At 46.4% G+C, this 17,829-nt stretch carries 19 protein-coding genes and 2 pseudogenes; 16 read left to right on the top strand and 5 right to left on the bottom strand.

Annotation, left to right across the window (positions count from 1 at the left end; translation table 11 throughout):
* Window positions 1-4 precede the first annotated feature (4 nt).
* Window positions 5-673 carry a hypothetical protein gene (locus ACLJRU_RS11805; RefSeq protein ID WP_001540791.1) on the top strand — a complete coding sequence of 223 codons (669 nt, stop codon included), beginning with the start codon at window positions 5-7 and terminating at the stop codon, window positions 671-673.
* A gap of 26 nt (window positions 674-699) precedes the next feature.
* Entirely contained in the window at window positions 700-1,194 is a 495-nt protein-coding gene (locus tag ACLJRU_RS11800) for a hypothetical protein (RefSeq protein ID WP_001540790.1), read from the top strand.
* Window positions 1,195-1,438: 244 nt separating this feature from the next.
* On the opposite strand, the gene pphB is transcribed toward ACLJRU_RS11800, so the two are convergent.
* Complete coding sequence (gene pphB / locus ACLJRU_RS11795) at window positions 1,439-2,095, bottom strand: protein-serine/threonine phosphatase (RefSeq protein ID WP_000420452.1); 657 nt, start codon at window positions 2,093-2,095, stop codon at window positions 1,439-1,441.
* A gap of 337 nt (window positions 2,096-2,432) precedes the next feature.
* Between pphB and ACLJRU_RS11790 the strand changes: the two are divergent.
* Window positions 2,433-2,648 (top strand): annotated as a pseudogene (locus ACLJRU_RS11790) (IS5/IS1182 family transposase); the annotation flags it as partial.
* Between the two features lie 72 nt (window positions 2,649-2,720).
* Here the strand turns inward: ACLJRU_RS11790 and ACLJRU_RS11785 are convergent.
* The 4 genes and pseudogenes from ACLJRU_RS11785 to invH all read right to left on the bottom strand — a co-directional run bounded on the left by ACLJRU_RS11785 (window position 2,721) and on the right by invH (window position 4,851).
* Window positions 2,721-3,248 carry a GNAT family N-acetyltransferase gene (locus ACLJRU_RS11785; RefSeq protein WP_000971655.1) on the bottom strand — a complete coding sequence of 176 codons (528 nt, stop codon included), beginning with the start codon at window positions 3,246-3,248 and terminating at the stop codon, window positions 2,721-2,723.
* Window positions 3,245-3,535 (bottom strand): DUF1778 domain-containing protein, encoded by a 291-nt coding sequence (locus tag ACLJRU_RS11780; RefSeq protein WP_000855694.1) that lies wholly within the window; start codon window positions 3,533-3,535, stop codon window positions 3,245-3,247. Before ACLJRU_RS11780 ends, ACLJRU_RS11785 begins: the two co-directional genes overlap by 4 nt.
* Before the next feature lie 266 nt (window positions 3,536-3,801).
* Window positions 3,802-3,999, bottom strand: a pseudogene (locus ACLJRU_RS11775) (transposase); the annotation flags it as partial.
* A 408-nt stretch (window positions 4,000-4,407) separates the two neighbouring features.
* Window positions 4,408-4,851 (bottom strand): SPI-1 type III secretion system invasion lipoprotein InvH, encoded by a 444-nt coding sequence (invH, locus tag ACLJRU_RS11770; RefSeq protein ID WP_000715102.1) that lies wholly within the window; start codon window positions 4,849-4,851, stop codon window positions 4,408-4,410.
* A gap of 455 nt (window positions 4,852-5,306) precedes the next feature.
* Here invH and invF point away from each other — a divergent pair, with 455 nt between their 5' ends.
* The 13 genes from invF to spaS are packed head-to-tail and all read left to right on the top strand — an operon-like array spanning window position 5,307 to window position 17,706.
* Complete coding sequence (gene invF, locus ACLJRU_RS11765) at window positions 5,307-5,957, top strand: type III secretion system transcriptional activator InvF (RefSeq protein WP_001674874.1); 651 nt, start codon at window positions 5,307-5,309, stop codon at window positions 5,955-5,957.
* On the top strand, window positions 5,954-7,642 hold the full coding sequence (gene invG / locus ACLJRU_RS11760) for a type III secretion system outer membrane ring protein InvG (RefSeq protein ID WP_001540787.1): 1,689 nt from the start codon (window positions 5,954-5,956) through the stop codon (window positions 7,640-7,642). Before invF ends, invG begins: the two co-directional genes overlap by 4 nt.
* Window positions 7,639-8,757 (top strand): type III secretion system gatekeeper InvE, encoded by a 1,119-nt coding sequence (invE, locus tag ACLJRU_RS11755; protein ID WP_000612171.1) that lies wholly within the window; start codon window positions 7,639-7,641, stop codon window positions 8,755-8,757. The genes invG and invE overlap by 4 nt, the downstream gene beginning before the upstream one ends.
* A 24-nt stretch (window positions 8,758-8,781) precedes the next feature.
* Window positions 8,782-10,839, top strand: coding sequence for a type III secretion system export apparatus protein InvA (gene invA / locus ACLJRU_RS11750; protein ID WP_000927219.1), 2,058 nt, complete (start codon window positions 8,782-8,784; stop codon window positions 10,837-10,839).
* Window positions 10,840-10,862: 23 nt separating this feature from the next.
* The gene (gene spaK / locus ACLJRU_RS11745) at window positions 10,863-11,270 is read left to right on the top strand and encodes an SPI-1 type III secretion system chaperone SpaK (RefSeq protein WP_001164073.1); all 408 of its coding nucleotides are present in this window, start codon (window positions 10,863-10,865) and stop codon (window positions 11,268-11,270) included.
* A complete protein-coding gene (gene invC, locus ACLJRU_RS11740) occupies window positions 11,267-12,562 on the top strand; it encodes a SctN family type III secretion system ATPase InvC (protein ID WP_000856766.1) in 1,296 nt (431 codons plus the stop codon). The genes spaK and invC overlap by 4 nt, the downstream gene beginning before the upstream one ends.
* Window positions 12,540-12,983 (top strand): SPI-1 type III secretion system protein SpaM, encoded by a 444-nt coding sequence (gene spaM, locus ACLJRU_RS11735; RefSeq protein WP_001520714.1) that lies wholly within the window; start codon window positions 12,540-12,542, stop codon window positions 12,981-12,983. Before invC ends, spaM begins: the two co-directional genes overlap by 23 nt.
* Window positions 12,983-13,993, top strand: a complete 1,011-nt coding sequence (spaN, locus tag ACLJRU_RS11730) for an SPI-1 type III secretion system protein SpaN (RefSeq protein ID WP_001540786.1) — start codon at window positions 12,983-12,985, stop codon at window positions 13,991-13,993. Before spaM ends, spaN begins: the two co-directional genes overlap by 1 nt.
* Window positions 13,993-14,904 carry an SPI-1 type III secretion system protein SpaO gene (spaO, locus tag ACLJRU_RS11725; RefSeq protein ID WP_000058728.1) on the top strand — a complete coding sequence of 304 codons (912 nt, stop codon included), beginning with the start codon at window positions 13,993-13,995 and terminating at the stop codon, window positions 14,902-14,904. Before spaN ends, spaO begins: the two co-directional genes overlap by 1 nt.
* Complete coding sequence (spaP, locus tag ACLJRU_RS11720) at window positions 14,894-15,568, top strand: SPI-1 type III secretion system export apparatus protein SpaP (protein ID WP_000526016.1); 675 nt, start codon at window positions 14,894-14,896, stop codon at window positions 15,566-15,568. The genes spaO and spaP overlap by 11 nt, the downstream gene beginning before the upstream one ends.
* A 25-nt stretch (window positions 15,569-15,593) precedes the next feature.
* Window positions 15,594-15,854, top strand: a complete 261-nt coding sequence (gene spaQ, locus ACLJRU_RS11715; RefSeq protein WP_000342503.1) for an SPI-1 type III secretion system export apparatus protein SpaQ — start codon at window positions 15,594-15,596, stop codon at window positions 15,852-15,854.
* Between the two features lie 3 nt (window positions 15,855-15,857).
* Window positions 15,858-16,649 (top strand): SPI-1 type III secretion system export apparatus protein SpaR, encoded by a 792-nt coding sequence (gene spaR / locus ACLJRU_RS11710; RefSeq protein ID WP_000498965.1) that lies wholly within the window; start codon window positions 15,858-15,860, stop codon window positions 16,647-16,649.
* Window positions 16,636-17,706 (top strand): SPI-1 type III secretion system export apparatus protein SpaS, encoded by a 1,071-nt coding sequence (spaS, locus tag ACLJRU_RS11705; protein ID WP_000097722.1) that lies wholly within the window; start codon window positions 16,636-16,638, stop codon window positions 17,704-17,706. The genes spaR and spaS overlap by 14 nt, the downstream gene beginning before the upstream one ends.
* Window positions 17,707-17,829 lie beyond the last annotated feature (123 nt).

Genomic DNA, 17,829 nt, shown 5'->3' with positions numbered 1-17,829 from the left:
TATCATGGAAAGTCGTCAATACACCCGGCATCTTTCGCTTTCGGAGCTGAAATGGTTTGCTATCGGGATCGGTTTTTTTATTCTCAGCATAGCAACAGCCACCGTGAATTATCGGCTTTCCGGTATATCGCTACTGGTGGGCCTGTTGTTTATCATCTGGAAATTCAGCGTCACAGTTCTGTTTCTGTTTACGCCGCGCAGGATGACGTTAACCGAAACCGCGTTGCAGGCCGGGCATCGTGTTATCCATTACGATGCGCTTGAATCAATGCGTCTGCTCCACCAATCCGACAAACTCATCTTGCGCCACAGTGGCGGCAAGAAGTACGTCATCTACCTTGATTTCTGGAACGATGGCAACGGAATTTACGACCGACTGGCTGCTGAACTTGTCCGGCGACACGGTTCTGCGCTGGGTGCGCGCCTCGCCGCCGATGGACGTCTTAAATTCGGCAAAGTGACCGCGCTGGCGGATCGGCTTGAACACAAAAACCGGGCGGTGCCGTATGCGCAGATCGCCAGTATTCGCACCCAGCGCGAGGAGGATGCTGGCAGTTCAATGAGCTATCTGATGATTAGCACCGCTACGGGCCGGATCTGCAAAATCGACCGCTCCACTATCGTCAATGAGCCGCTGCTGCTCAACTTTCTTTCCCAGCGTTTACCCGCCTGACGACATTTTTATACAAGGATGAATCAATGGAACTGTACGTATCAAAAACCAGCCAGCAAAACATGCCTGTGGAGTTCAATATCTATTATTCCAGATCTAAAACGTTGGTTGGTATTGTGTTCTGGATTTGTATGATGGGAGTTTTTATTGCGCTGGCGGTGAGTATGGCCACCGATCCCGAGGAGCCCAAAACTGGCGGTGCCGTCTTTATGGGACTTATTTGTTGCGGCAGTCTGTTATTTATTGTGCGCCTGGCTCGCTCATTTTTAAGCGCGGCAAAGCCGGCAGTCACCATCAGTCGTGAAGGTATTCGCTTCTGTAATGGCAAATTCGCGGCCTGGACAAATATCGCCGAAAACACCTGGCATTCACAGAGCATTAACTTCATCCCGGCCGCCGCCGGTATTAAGATTGTGTTGCATGAAGGCAAGCCGATCCATTTCGCCACCACGGTTATTGCGCTTTCTTCCGATAAGTATCTGGAGATATGCGATCTTTACTCGTCTCAGGCGATCGGGTAACTACCTGCGTCGGATTACGGCTTCGTTTTTTTGGCCTGCGATCTTAATGCTGAAATGGGCAGAAAAACGCGAAATTTAGACGCTATTACGAATGGGCAATGGTACTTATTGAAGGTTATATCATTGCCCATAATGCAGGGAGGGTTAATATGCTATGATAGAATTCTATGTTTGAATATATATCCTCAGAATACAAAATAAAGTAACGCTATCGTTGCGTATATTATATAATTCTATTTCCAGATTACTTTATTTTAAAAAAAGACAGATTGCCTGAACAGAAAGAACCGGTGTCAATGTAGATTTGATTGGCGAATGTTGTTGTGTAGTCAACAATCATATGGCCGAAGATAAAAGTATCCGCACCGCGTATTGGATGGATATTCCCCTGTAACGAACCAAGCAGACGATCGCGTGACCATAGAACGCTATCAATATCAACTTGCTTCCCATAATCGTAGCTGTCATCTGGATAATCGGCATGGGCAATCACGTACTTCTTTGAGGACGTTTCAACTTCTATGATGTGAGGACGCTGCTTAAAAGTTAGTAATAGCTCAGTGGCTTCTTGCCTGTCTTTTTCGGTGACCGAGTCGTACCAGTAACCACCGTTTACATACCAGAAATTTCCATCCTGTGTTTCAAAAGCGTCAAGCGCCATAGCTTCATGATTACCCACTACAGAAATAAACCATGGGGTATTTAACAGTCTCAGTGTTTCAAGGTTTTCTTTTCCTCGATCAATGTTATCTCCAGTGGAGATCAAGAGATCGGTATCAGGAGAGAAATTTAATTGAGCCAGTCTGGTTAACAATAAGGAGTAACATCCATGAATATCACCAACGACCCAAATGTGGCGATAGAGATCGCTGTTGATGTCAGCATAACGAATTAATTCCATGATGTTCCTATAGCACAATTTTGGAGTCTGGTATTATAACAAAAAAGTAGGCCAATATTAATTTTTATTGTTTAAAATATACAGTTATTAAAATATCCTACAGGCTAGAAATGAACAGATAATATATATTTTATGAATCGGTTAATTAAAGTAGACGATGTGCTTGAAAGATGCACGATTTCTCGCGCAACACTTTATTGATTAATTGCAAAGGCATACTTTCCCGCTCAGCGGAAGCTCTATCCCGAAGGGGCTTTGTTGAATAAAGAGATTGGCGGATCTGATCGTTACTGTCGTTTCAGCATCGGGTTCCCATGGCAAAGCAAAAGTTTAAAATCAACATCTGAGCGGCAGCAATGAGGTCTGGAAAAAGAAAGTGGGCTATCACCGTCGTTCAGTAGCGGAAACGGTCATGTTCCGTATCAAAACCTTGCTGGGCGGCCATTTGAGCCTGCGGAACTATGACGCGCAGGTGGGTGAAGCGATGGCGATGGTCAAAGCGCTGAACCGGATGACGTTGTTGGCAATGCCGACCAGCGTCAGGCTCGTATAACGAGTGCTCCGGTGGGAGTCCTGTATCCTTATCGTTGGCCGATTCTGAATTATTCAACAAAGCCTCATGTTGTCATAACCTACCAGATGCAGATAAAGCAGCATAAAGCGTTTTAAACGACAGCAACAAGGAAAGGGGTTGATCGTTTAATGGTACTGCGCCAAATCCTTTGTACCAGTCGCAGACCTGTTTATTTTTGGCATCAATAAGCAGGGCTACGCCACCGACCTGCAAAGCCGCCTGTATGCAACGCTTTCCGGCAGATAACAAAAGTTGTGCTCCCAGCCCTTGCCCCTGCATAGATTTGTCTACGGCTAAACGACCCAGACGAAACACTGGCACATCGTATCTCCCTAATCCTTTGCTGATTGCGCCGGGAACCTGTGCATATATCAGTGATGCAGGACTGACTGAGTAAAAGCCGTGGATACGTGTAACATCCGAATTATCAAGTGCAACATAGGTTTTCGTTGTCCCTTTCTCATGATTTTGTCGTGCATGGCGTTGCAGGAATTGGTTCAGATCGGCATCCCCACAATCAAAATTCATTCGATTGTGGGTTTTCCCTATCGCGGCCTCATGCCAGTCTGTAAACATCATTTCTTCATGTCCGGCAGGGCGAAAGCAGCAGCAAGAAGCTTTTCATTCGGCGCTGGCGGGTTATCTAAAATTTCCATGATCATTTGAGTATCGCGCTCCGTCAGATATACCCGTTCGGCGGCATCAACAATCTTCTGTGCGACAGGTAGTACGTTACTGACCACAAAATCCGTCAGGTTGGTTTGCTGGATTGCCGCAGCGCGGACTATCAACTTTTTGGCATCCGTCGATACACGCAACGACAGCCTTTCGTTAGATTCTATAGCTATCTGAGGCATGGTTTTCATCCTCCTGTTTATGAACAATATGTACAATTATAATACATATATGTACGCTTTCAAGGCGTACATATGAGGCTGATATAGTCCAGGCATGGCAAGAAGGTCGTTCACTGTCTTTAAACAGGGGATTAACTTCGGTTTATCGCGATTGCATTACTTTAATCTCACTGATTACGTATCATCAGGGAGTTTGCTAAATATATTCATGATTCTCTTTTTTGCCGTAACTGCTTGATTGATCCTACCCGCGTAATAGGGACACAACCCTAAGCGGCGGACATCTTCTGCTCACGTTCAGAAGAAGAGAGCTGAGTTTGCTGTTTGCTTCGCCAGCTGTAGAGCTATGATTCATACAGGTTAAGCTCGCGGGTGGCAGCGGCCACCCCAATGCGTTCCGCCAGTTTCAGGGCTTCCTGACGAAATTCAGGCGTGTGCTGCTTGCGTAGCTTTTTGGTGGTTGATGCTGGTTTGTCATGTGAGTCACCTCTTGCTTGAGCGTTTACTCACTTAGTTGCGTGTCCACTATTGCTGAGTAAGTTCAAAAGAACGTTATTCGCGAAAAGTGGATGGGGTATCGTAAGAATGCCAACATGTGGGGCAAGAGGGGGATGTCAGTTTATCGCGATATACGAGACGATAGTTTGTCAGTATAAGTTTCGGCTATTTTCCCGAGTCTGGGAGACAGTTCTTTATCACAAATAAAAAAAGCAGCAGCGAGGTGCTGCTGTATCAAAAAGCAGATTGATAAATGCAACGTAAGAGACAAATGGCCAACCGTAAAAGTGACCATAGCTATAATAATTATATTGATATTAAGTGGCAATGCAAAATATGGTCTTAATTATATCATGATGAGTTCAGCCAACGGTGATATGGCCTTATAAGGCTTGCAGTCTTTCATGGGCAGAAAGTAACGTCTGATATATGCTTAAATTCTTACTTCCGGGTTCAAGCAAAACTTTTTTAAATTCGGTCATGAGTTGCTCTTCATCTTCTTTCGAACGCATGTATTGTGGATGTTCCTGGAAGAAGGTGAGCGCCTGCTCTTTGGTTTGTTTATATTTTTCGCAAAAAATGCTTGAGCTGATTGCGCTATTTTTTGATGCGGAATTATCAGCGTTCTGGTTTGATAATGATTTATTCTTCGCAAGGTCTGACGGCACATACGGAAGAGACTGACACTCATCAATACTATTTGCGTTGGCCAGTTGCTCTTGCTGAGCGCCAGGTTGCTGTACCGGTTTGCTCACGGAGGAAGGGAGGGGCACCTGAGCACAGCCGATCAGTAAAAAGACAGGAAGACAGCTATAAAATTTTTTCATATTAACTCCAACTACAGAAGAATGAGGCGCCATGTTTTTACACAACCGTCAGAACGTTATCTGACAATAGTGATAAGGGGAGAATGCGTTTCAGGAATGCTAGCAAAAAAAACTCCTGATATAAATAATTAATTCTCCATCCCGATGACAATATCTGAATTTTTGCGGCTGTAGAACAATAAGCCAGAATTTATACACTATGAGCTGATTTTCTGTTTTAAATTATCAAGCGCTGTGCAAGTGGGCCAATTTAATTAGCGGGTGGCATCAGTTTCATAATGTTTGCATCAGGATTTTGCCACCCGCTCCCGGTATTGTTTACATATTAAAATGATTTTTAACTGGTGCTGACAACTATGCTAAATACGCAGGAAGTACTTAAAGAAGGAGAGAAGCGGAAAATCCGCAGCCCGGAAGCATGGTTTATACAGACGTGTTCCGCGCAAAAGCTGCATATGTCATTTTCTGAAAGCCGACACAATGAAAACTGCCTGATTCAGGAAGGCGCGCTGCTTTTTTGCGAGCAGGCCGTTGTCGCACCAGTATCAGGAGACCTGGTTTTTCGACCGTTAAAAATTGAAGTACTCAGCAAATTACTGGCATTTATCGATGGCGCAGGATTAGTGGACACGACATATGCTGAATCCGATAAATGGGTTTTGCTGAGTCCTGAGTTTCGCGCTATTTGGCAAGATCGTAAACGCTGCGAGTACTGGTTTTTGCAGCAAATTATTACGCCTTCTCCGGCCTTCAATAAGGTACTGGCGCTGTTACGAAAAAGCGAGAGTTACTGGTTGGTTGGCTATTTACTCGCTCAGTCAACCAGCGGCAACACGATGAGAATGCTGGGAGAAGACTATGGCGTTTCTTATACCCATTTTCGTCGTTTGTGCAGCAGAGCGTTGGGCGGAAAAGCGAAGAGTGAATTACGAAACTGGCGTATGGCGCAATCGCTGCTGAATAGTGTAGAAGGCCACGAGAACATCACCCAATTAGCCGTTAATCATGGTTACTCATCGCCTTCACATTTTTCTAGTGAGATCAAAGAGCTGATCGGCGTTTCGCCGCGGAAATTATCAAATATTATTCAATTGGCAGACAAATGAAGACACATATTCTTTTGGCCAGAGTGCTGGCATGTGCCGCGCTTGTTCTGGTTACACCTGGTTATTCTAGTGAAAAAATACCTGTAACGGGAAGTGGGTTTGTTGCGAAAGACGATAGCCTGCGGACATTTTTCGATGCCATGGCGCTACAGCTAAAGGAGCCTGTCATTGTTAGCAAAATGGCGGCACGAAAAAAAATTACGGGCAACTTTGAGTTTCACGATCCTAACGCATTACTGGAGAAGCTTTCCCTACAACTGGGGCTGATTTGGTATTTCGATGGGCAGGCTATCTATATTTATGACGCCAGTGAAATGCGCAATGCCGTGGTTTCTTTACGCAACGTCTCACTCAATGAGTTCAACAATTTTCTAAAACGCTCAGGTTTATATAACAAAAATTACCCGCTACGTGGCGATAACCGTAAAGGAACATTCTATGTTTCAGGGCCACCCGTCTATGTTGATATGGTGGTCAACGCCGCCACCATGATGGACAAGCAAAACGATGGTATTGAGCTGGGACGTCAGAAAATAGGGGTGATGCGTCTGAACAATACCTTCGTGGGCGATCGTACCTATAATCTGCGCGATCAGAAAATGGTTATCCCCGGTATTGCCACGGCCATTGAAAGGTTGTTGCAGGGAGAAGAGCAACCTTTAGGTAATATTGTCAGTAGCGAACCCCCGGCGATGCCAGCGTTTTCAGCGAATGGAGAAAAAGGTAAAGCAGCAAATTATGCCGGTGGCATGAGTCTGCAGGAAGCTTTAAAGCAAAATGCCGCGGCGGGCAATATTAAAATCGTGGCCTATCCGGATACCAACAGTTTGTTAGTAAAGGGAACGGCTGAGCAGGTGCATTTTATCGAAATGCTGGTTAAAGCGCTGGATGTCGCCAAACGTCACGTAGAATTATCCCTGTGGATTGTCGATCTTAATAAAAGCGATCTGGAGCGTTTGGGCACTTCATGGAGCGGCAGCATTACTATTGGGGACAAACTTGGCGTGTCATTAAACCAGTCTTCAATAAGTACCCTCGATGGCAGTCGATTCATCGCCGCGGTCAATGCGTTAGAAGAGAAGAAACAGGCGACGGTGGTTTCACGCCCGGTATTACTGACCCAGGAAAATGTTCCCGCTATTTTTGATAACAACAGAACGTTTTACACCAAGCTGATTGGGGAACGTAATGTGGCGCTTGAGCATGTAACATACGGAACAATGATCCGAGTGCTGCCCCGTTTTTCCGCAGATGGTCAGATAGAAATGTCGCTGGACATTGAAGATGGCAACGATAAGACGCCGCAATCCGATACTACCACCTCCGTAGATGCGTTACCCGAAGTCGGGCGAACGTTAATTAGCACTATTGCAAGAGTTCCGCACGGAAAAAGTTTGCTGGTCGGTGGTTATACACGGGATGCAAATACCGATACTGTCCAAAGTATTCCGTTTTTAGGCAAATTACCGCTTATTGGTAGCCTGTTCCGTTATTCCAGTAAGAATAAAAGTAATGTTGTTCGTGTGTTCATGATTGAACCAAAAGAAATTGTCGACCCGTTAACGCCGGATGCCAGCGAATCGGTAAACAATATTCTGAAGCAAAGCGGTGCCTGGAGTGGGGACGATAAGTTACAGAAATGGGTTCGTGTTTATCTGGATAGAAGTCAGGAGGTAATTAAATGATTCCTGGCTCAACCTCCGGTATTTCATTTTCCAGAATATTGTCCCGGCAGACATCTCATCAGGATGCGACCCAGCATACTGATGCGCAACAGGCGGAAATACAACAGGCCGCAGAGGATTCGTCTCCAGGGGCGGAAGTACAAAAATTTGTCCAGTCGACGGACGAAATGTCAGCGGCGCTGGCGCAATTTCGTAACCGTCGCGATTATGAAAAAAAATCCAGTAATTTATCTAACAGTTTTGAACGCGTGCTGGAGGATGAGGCTTTACCGAAGGCGAAGCAAATATTAAAGCTAATTAGCGTACATGGCGGCGCGTTAGAAGATTTTTTACGTCAGGCGCGTAGCTTATTTCCTGACCCCAGTGATTTAGTCCTTGTGTTACGCGAATTGCTTCGTCGTAAAGACCTGGAAGAGATCGTGCGGAAAAAGCTGGAGTCGTTACTTAAGCACGTTGAAGAGCAAACCGATCCGAAGACCCTCAAGGCAGGGATTAATTGTGCGTTGAAGGCCCGGCTTTTTGGGAAAACATTATCGTTAAAACCAGGCTTATTGCGCGCCAGCTATCGGCAATTTATCCAGAGTGAATCACATGAAGTGGAGATTTACTCTGACTGGATAGCCAGTTATGGCTATCAACGTCGACTGGTGGTACTGGATTTTATCGAGGGTTCGCTATTAACCGATATTGACGCGAATGACGCCAGCTGTTCGCGCCTGGAGTTTGGCCAGCTTTTACGACGCCTGACGCAACTTAAAATGTTGCGCTCCGCTGACCTACTGTTTGTGAGTACATTGTTGTCGTATTCGTTTACCAAAGCGTTTAATGCGGAGGAGTCGTCGTGGCTACTACTGATGCTTTCGCTATTGCAACAGCCACATGAAGTGGATTCGCTGTTAGCCGATATTATAGGTTTGAATGCGTTATTGCTTAGTCATAAAGAACATGCATCCTTTTTGCAGATATTTTATCAAGTATGTAAAGCCATACCCTCTTCACTCTTTTATGAAGAATATTGGCAGGAAGAATTGTTAATGGCGTTACGTAGTATGACCGATATTGCCTACAAGCATGAAATGGCAGAACAGCGTCGTACTATTGAAAAGCTGTCTTAATTTAATATTAACAGGATACCTATAGTGCTGCTTTCTCTACTTAACAGTGCTCGTTTACGACCTGAATTACTGATTCTGGTACTAATGGTGATGATCATTTCTATGTTCGTCATTCCATTACCTACCTATCTGGTTGATTTCCTGATCGCACTGAATATCGTACTGGCGATATTGGTGTTTATGGGGTCGTTCTATATTGACAGAATCCTCAGTTTTTCAACGTTTCCTGCGGTACTGTTAATTACCACGCTCTTTCGTCTGGCATTATCGATCAGTACCAGCCGTCTTATCTTGATTGAAGCCGATGCCGGTGAAATTATCGCCACGTTCGGGCAATTCGTTATTGGCGATAGCCTGGCGGTGGGTTTTGTTGTCTTCTCTATTGTCACCGTGGTTCAGTTTATCGTTATTACCAAAGGTTCAGAACGCGTCGCGGAAGTCGCGGCCCGATTTTCTCTGGATGGTATGCCCGGTAAACAGATGAGTATTGATGCCGATTTGAAGGCCGGTATTATTGATGCGGATGCCGCGCGCGAACGGCGAAGCGTACTGGAAAGGGAAAGCCAGCTTTACGGTTCCTTTGACGGTGCGATGAAGTTTATCAAAGGTGACGCTATTGCCGGCATCATTATCATCTTTGTGAACTTTATTGGCGGTATTTCGGTGGGGATGACCCGCCATGGTATGGATTTGTCCTCCGCTCTGTCTACTTATACCATGCTGACCATTGGTGATGGTCTTGTCGCCCAGATCCCCGCATTGTTGATTGCGATTAGTGCCGGTTTTATCGTGACCCGCGTAAATGGCGATAGCGATAATATGGGGCGGAATATCATGACGCAGCTGTTGAACAACCCATTTGTATTGGTTGTTACGGCTATTTTGACCATTTCAATGGGAACTCTGCCGGGATTCCCGCTGCCGGTATTTGTTATTTTATCGGTGGTTTTAAGCGTACTCTTCTATTTTAAATTCCGTGAAGCAAAACGTAGCGCCGCCAAACCTAAAACCAGTAAAGGCGAGCAGCCGCTCAGTATTGAGGAAAAAGAAGGGTCGTCGTTAGGACTGATTGGCGATCTCGATAAAGTCTCTACAGAGACCGTACCGTTGATATTACTTGTGCCGAAGAGCCGGCGTGAAGATCTGGAAAAAGCTCAACTTGCGGAGCGTCTACGTAGTCAGTTCTTTATTGATTATGGCGTGCGCCTGCCGGAAGTATTGTTACGCGATGGAGAGGGCCTGGACGATAACAGCATCGTATTGTTGATTAATGAGATCCGTGTTGAACAATTTACGGTCTATTTTGATTTGATGCGAGTGGTAAATTATTCCGATGAAGTCGTGTCCTTTGGTATTAATCCAACAATCCATCAGCAAGGTAGCAGCCAGTATTTCTGGGTAACGCATGAAGAGGGGGAGAAACTCCGGGAGCTTGGCTATGTGTTGCGGAACGCGCTTGATGAGCTTTACCACTGTCTGGCGGTGACGCTGGCGCGCAACGTCAATGAATATTTCGGTATTCAGGAAACAAAACATATGTTGGACCAACTGGAAGCGAAATTTCCTGATTTACTTAAAGAAGTGCTCAGACATGCCACGGTACAACGTATATCTGAAGTTTTGCAGCGTTTGTTAAGTGAACGTGTTTCCGTGCGTAATATGAAATTAATTATGGAAGCGCTCGCATTGTGGGCGCCAAGAGAAAAAGATGTCATTAACCTTGTGGAGCATATTCGTGGGGCAATGGCGCGTTATATTTGCCATAAATTCGCCAATGGCGGCGAATTACGAGCAGTAATGGTATCTGCTGAAGTTGAGGATGTTATTCGCAAAGGGATCCGTCAGACCTCTGGCAGTACCTTCCTCAGCCTTGACCCGGAAGCCTCCGCTAATTTGATGGATCTCATTACACTTAAGTTGGATGATTTATTGATTGCACATAAAGATCTTGTCCTCCTTACGTCTGTCGATGTCCGTCGATTTATTAAGAAAATGATTGAAGGTCGTTTTCCGGATCTGGAGGTTTTATCTTTCGGTGAGATAGCTGATAGCAAGTCAGTGAATGTTATAAAAACAATATAAGGGCTTAATTAAGGAAAAGATCTATGCAACATTTGGATATCGCTGAATTAGTTCGTTCCGCACTGGAAGTAAGTGGTTGCGATCCTTCATTAATTGGAGGAATAGATAGCCATTCAACAATTGTTCTGGATTTATTTGCATTGCCAAGTATCTGTATCAGCGTCAAGGAGGATGATGTATGGATCTGGGCGCAATTGGGTGCTGACAGCATGGTGGTATTACAACAGCGGGCTTATGAAATCTTAATGACCATAATGGAAGGATGCCATTTTGCCCGCGGCGGGCAATTACTACTGGGGGAGCAGAATGGGGAGCTAACGCTTAAAGCCTTAGTGCATCCGGATTTTTTATCTGACGGTGAAAAGTTCTCTACTGCCTTGAATGGGTTTTACAACTATCTGGAAGTTTTTAGTCGGTCGCTAATGAGATGAAAACACCTCGTTTACTGCAATATCTGGCCTACCCACAAAAAATAACCGGCCCAATTATTGAGGCGGAATTGCGCGATGTGGCCATTGGCGAGCTGTGTGAAATACGCCGTGGCTGGCACCAAAAACAGGTTGTTGCACGTGCGCAGGTGGTTGGCTTACAGCGGGAACGCACCGTGCTGAGCCTTATCGGCAATGCCCAGGGGCTGAGCCGCGATGTCGTGCTTTATCCCACTGGACGTGCGTTATCGGCGTGGGTGGGATACTCGGTATTAGGCGCGGTGTTGGATCCGACGGGGAAAATCGTTGAGCGTTTTACCCCTGAAGTGGCGCCGATTAGCGAAGAACGCGTTATTGATGTCGCACCGCCTTCTTACGCTTCGCGCGTTGGCGTCCGTGAACCGCTGATTACCGGTGTGCGCGCGATTGACGGGTTATTGACCTGTGGCGTAGGCCAGCGAATGGGCATTTTTGCTTCCGCAGGATGCGGTAAGACCATGCTGATGCATATGCTGATCGAGCAAACGGAGGCGGATGTCTTTGTTATTGGTCTTATCGGTGAACGAGGCCGTGAGGTCACTGAATTCGTGGATATGTTGCGCGCTTCGCATAAGAAAGAAAAATGCGTGCTGGTTTTTGCCACTTCCGATTTCCCCTCGGTCGATCGCTGCAATGCGGCGCAACTGGCGACAACCGTAGCGGAATATTTTCGCGACCAGGGAAAACGGGTCGTGCTTTTTATCGATTCCATGACCCGTTATGCGCGTGCTTTGCGAGACGTGGCACTGGCGTCGGGAGAGCGTCCGGCCCGTCGAGGTTATCCCGCCTCCGTATTCGATAATTTGCCCCGCTTGCTGGAACGCCCCGGGGCGACCAGCGAGGGAAGCATTACTGCCTTTTATACGGTACTGCTGGAAAGCGAGGAAGAGGCGGACCCGATGGCGGATGAAATTCGCTCTATCCTTGACGGTCACCTGTATCTGAGCAGAAAGCTGGCCGGGCAGGGACATTACCCGGCAATCGATGTACTGAAAAGCGTAAGCCGCGTTTTTGGACAAGTCACGACGCCGACACATGCTGAACAGGCATCTGCCGTGCGTAAATTAATGACGCGTCTGGAAGAGCTCCAGCTTTTCATTGACTTGGGAGAATATCGTCCTGGCGAAAATATCGATAACGATCGGGCGATGCAGATGCGGGATAGCCTGAAAGCCTGGTTATGCCAGCCGGTAGCGCAGTATTCATCCTTTGATGACACGTTGAGCGGTATGAATGCATTCGCTGACCAGAATTAAAGTATTGCAGCGGCGCTGTACGGTATTTCATTCACAGTGTGAGTCGATATTACTTCGCTATCAGGATGAGGACCGCGGGCTGCAGGCCGAGGAGGAGGCGATCCTTGAACAAATAGCGGGTCTGAAATTGTTATTAGATACGCTGCGTGCAGAAAACAGACAGCTCAGTCGTGAGGAAATTTATACGTTATTACGTAAGCAGTCTATTGTTCGCCGGCAGATAAAAGATTTAGAACTCCAGATTATACAAATTCAGGAAAAACGGAGCGAGCTGGAAAAGAAAAGGGAAGAGTTTCAGAAAAAAAGTAAATATTGGTTGCGCAAAGAAGGGAACTATCAACGCTGGATAATCCGTCAGAAAAGATTCTATATCCAGCGAGAGATACAGCAGGAAGAGGCCGAGTCAGAGGAGATAATTTAATGGGCGATGTGTCAGCTGTCAGTTCATCCGGGAACATTTTACTGCCGCAGCAGGATGAGGTTGGCGGTTTATCAGAAGCATTAAAAAAAGCGGTGGAAAAACATAAGACAGAATATTCCGGTGATAAAAAAGATCGCGACTATGGCGATGCTTTCGTAATGCATAAAGAAACGGCTTTACCGGTATTACTGGCGGCATGGCGACATGGCGCGCCAGCGAAATCAGAACATCACAATGGCAACGTTTCTGGTCTGCATCATAACGGAAAAGGCGACCTCAGGATTGCTGAAAAACTGTTGAAAGTCACTGCTGAAAAATCTGTCGGTTTGATTTCTGCGGAGGCCAAAGTAGATAAATCCGCAGCGTTGCTATCGTCTAAAAATAGGCCGTTAGAAAGCGTAAGCGGTAAAAAATTATCTGCTGATTTAAAAGCCGTGGAGTCCGTTAGTGAAGTAGCCGATAACGCCACGGGAATCTCTGACGATAATATCAAGGCATTGCCTGGGGATAATAAAGCCATCGCGGGCGAAGGCGTTCGTAAAGAGGGCGCGCCGCTGGCGCGGGATGTCGCACCTGCCCGAATGGCCGCAGCCAATACCGGTAAGCCTGACGATAAAGATCATAAAAAGGTTAAAGATGTTTCTCAGCTTCCGCTGCAACCAACCACTATCGCCGATCTTAGCCAATTAACCGGCGGCGATGAAAAAATGCCTTTAGCGGCGCAATCAAAGCCGATGATGACTATTTTTCCGACTGCCGATGGCGTGAAAGGAGAGGATAGCTCGCTGACTTACCGTTTTCAGCGCTGGGGAAATGACTATTCCGTCAATATTCAGGCGCGGCAAGCAGGGGAGTTTTCGTTAATACCGTCAAATACGCAGGTTGAACATCGTTTGCATGATCAATGGCAAAACGGTAATCCCCAGCGCTGGCACCTGACGCGAGACGATCAACAAAATCCGCAGCAGCAACAGCACAGACAGCAATCTGGCGAGGAGGATGACGCCTGATGTCATTGCGTGTGAGACAGATTGATCGTCGCGAATGGCTATTGGCGCAAACCGCGACAGAATGCCAGCGCCATGGCCAGGAAGCTACGCTGGAATATCCGACGCGACAGGGAATGTGGGTTCGGTTGAGCGATGCAGAAAAACGGTGGTCGGCGTGGATTCAACCTGGGGACTGGCTTGAGCATGTCTCTCCCGCTCTGGCGGGGGCGGCGGTTTCTGCTGGCGCTGAGCACCTGGTCGTTCCCTGGCTTGCTGCGACAGAGCGACCGTTTGAGTTGCCCGTGCCGCATTTGTCCTGTCGGCGTTTATGCGTAGAGAACCCCGTGCCGGGAAGCGCGCTGCCGGAAGGGAAATTGTTGCACATTATGAGCGATCGGGGCGGCCTGTGGTTTGAGCATCTTCCTGAACTGCCTGCAGTCGGGGGCGGCAGGCCGAAAATGCTGCGTTGGCCGTTGCGCTTTGTAATCGGTAGCAGTGATACGCAGTGTTCGTTGCTGGGCCGAATCGGGATCGGAGATGTACTCCTGATTCGTACTTCCCGTGCGGAAGTTTATTGCTACGCGAAAAAGTTAGGTCATTTCAACCGTGTTGAAGGGGGAATTATTGTGGAAACGTTAGATATTCAACATATCGAAGAAGAAAATAATACAACTGAAACTGCAGAAACTCTGCCTGGCTTGAACCAATTGCCCGTCAAACTGGAATTTGTTTTGTATCGTAAGAACGTTACCCTCGCCGAACTCGAAGCCATGGGGCAGCAACAGCTATTATCACTGCCGACCAATGCTGAACTTAACGTTGAAATTATGGCGAATGGTGTTTTGCTGGGTAATGGCGAACTGGTACAGATGAATGACACCTTAGGCGTTGAGATCCATGAATGGCTGAGCGAGTCTGGTAATGGGGAATGATATCTCATTAATTGCCTTACTGGCATTTTCCACCCTGTTGCCATTTATTATTGCGTCAGGAACCTGTTTCGTTAAATTTTCTATTGTATTTGTCATGGTGCGTAACGCCCTGGGATTGCAGCAGATACCTTCAAATATGACGCTTAACGGCGTCGCATTGCTGCTTTCTATGTTTGTTATGTGGCCCATAATGCATGATGCCTACGTCTATTTTGAGGACGAAGATGTCACCTTTAATGATATTTCGTCATTAAGTAAACACGTTGATGAAGGCCTGGATGGTTATCGCGATTATCTGATCAAATATTCAGATCGCGAGTTAGTTCAGTTTTTTGAAAACGCGCAACTGAAGCGTCAGTATGGAGAAGAGACCGAGACGGTAAAGCGTGACAAAGATGAAATTGAAAAACCATCAATATTTGCGTTATTACCTGCTTATGCGCTGAGCGAAATAAAAAGCGCGTTTAAAATTGGTTTTTATCTCTATTTGCCCTTTGTTGTCGTCGACCTGGTGGTATCCAGCGTGCTACTGGCGCTGGGGATGATGATGATGAGTCCGGTGACGATATCTACACCTATTAAGCTGGTGCTTTTTGTCGCGCTTGATGGCTGGACCTTACTGTCTAAGGGATTGATATTACAGTATATGGACATTGCAACATGACATCATTACGAGACGGGATAGTTAAATGGATGATTTAGTGTTTGCAGGTAATAAGGCGCTCTATCTTGTTTTGATCCTGTCAGGGTGGCCGACGATTGTCGCAACGATTATCGGCCTCCTGGTAGGGTTATTCCAGACGGTAACGCAATTACAGGAACAGACGCTGCCTTTTGGCATTAAATTACTTGGCGTGTGTTTATGCTTGTTTTTACTGTCTGGCTGGTATGGCGAAGTTTTACTCTCTTACGGGCGTCAGGTGATATTCCTGGCGTTGGCTAAGGGGTAAAAAATGTTTTACGCGTTGTACTTTGAAATTCATCACCTGGTTGCGTCTGCGGCGCTAGGGTTTGCTCGCGTGGCGCCGATTTTTTTCTTCCTGCCGTTTTTGAATAGCGGGGTATTAAGCGGTGCGCCGAGAAACGCCATTATCATCCTGGTGGCATTGGGAGTATGGCCGCATGCATTGAACGAGGCGCCGCCGTTTTTATCGGTGGCGATGATCCCGTTAGTTCTGCAAGAAGCGGCGGTAGGCGTCATGCTGGGCTGTCTGCTGTCATGGCCTTTTTGGGTTATGCATGCGCTGGGTTGTATTATCGATAACCAGCGAGGGGCAACGCTAAGTAGTAGTATCGATCCGGCAAACGGTATTGATACCTCGGAAATGGCTAATTTCCTGAATATGTTTGCCGCTGTCGTTTATTTACAAAACGGCGGTCTGGTCACGATGGTTGACGTGTTAAATAAAAGCTATCAGCTATGCGATCCGATGAACGAGTGCACGCCTTCATTACCGCCGCTATTAACGTTTATTAATCAGGTGGCTCAAAACGCGTTGGTTCTGGCCAGCCCGGTGGTATTAGTGCTGTTGCTGTCAGAAGTATTCCTGGGTTTATTGTCGCGCTTTGCTCCGCAAATGAACGCTTTTGCGATTTCACTGACGGTAAAAAGCGGCATTGCCGTTTTAATTATGCTGCTTTATTTCTCTCCGGTACTACCGGACAATGTACTGCGACTCTCTTTCCAGGCCACAGGGTTAAGCAGTTGGTTTTACGAGCGAGGGGCGACGCATGTCCTCGAATAAAACAGAAAAACCGACTAAAAAACGGCTGGAAGACTCTGCTAAAAAAGGCCAGTCATTTAAAAGTAAAGATCTCATTATCGCCTGCCTGACGCTGGGAGGAATTGCCTATCTGGTGTCGTATGGCTCATTTAATGAGTTTATGGGGATAATTAAGATCATTATTGCGGATAATTTTGATCAGAGCATGGCTGATTACAGTTTGGCCGTTTTTGGGATAGGATTAAAATATCTGATTCCATTTATGCTGCTCTGTTTAGTGTGTTCCGCATTACCGGCGTTATTACAGGCCGGTTTCGTGCTGGCGACAGAAGCATTAAAACCTAATTTATCGGCGTTAAACCCGGTAGAAGGGGCGAAAAAACTTTTTAGTATGCGCACGGTTAAAGATACGGTCAAAACCCTACTGTATCTCTCATCCTTTGTGGTGGCCGCCATCATTTGCTGGAAGAAATATAAGGTTGAAATCTTTTCTCAGTTAAATGGCAATGTTGTGGATATTGCCGTCATTTGGCGTGAACTTCTCCTCGCATTGGTATTAACTTGCCTTGCTTGCGCATTGATTGTCTTATTATTGGATGCTGTTGCGGAATATTTCCTGACCATGAAAGATATGAAAATGGATAAGGAAGAAGTGAAGCGTGAAATGAAGGAGCAGGAAGGGAACCCAGAGGTTAAATCTAAAAGACGTGAAGTTCATATGGAAATTCTGTCTGAACAGGTGAAATCCGATATTGAAAACTCACGCCTGATTGTTGCCAACCCCACGCATATTACGATCGGGATTTATTTTAAACCCGAATTGATGCCGATTCCGATGATCTCGGTGTATGAAACGAATCAGCGCGCGCTGGCCGTCCGCGCCTATGCGGAGAAGGTTGGCGTACCTGTGATCGTCGATATCAAACTGGCGCGCAGTCTTTTCAAAACCCATCGCCGTTATGATCTGGTGAGTCTGGAAGAAATTGATGAAGTTTTACGTCTTCTGGTTTGGCTGGAAGAGGTAGAAAACGCGGGCAAAGACGTTATTCAGCCACAAGAAAACGAGGTACGGCATTGAGCCGCGTAAAGCAGTAGCGATGTATTCATTGGGCGTTTTTTGAATGTTCACTAACCACCGTCGGGGTTTAATAACTGCATCAGATAAACGCAGTCGTTAAGTTCTACAAAGTCGGTGACAGAT

Source organism: Salmonella sp. SAL00653, assembly GCF_046552515.1.
Lineage (GTDB): Bacteria > Pseudomonadota > Gammaproteobacteria > Enterobacterales > Enterobacteriaceae > Salmonella > Salmonella enterica.
Note: the sequence above shows the minus strand (reverse complement) of the source record. Positions and strands in the feature narration are given on the sequence as shown.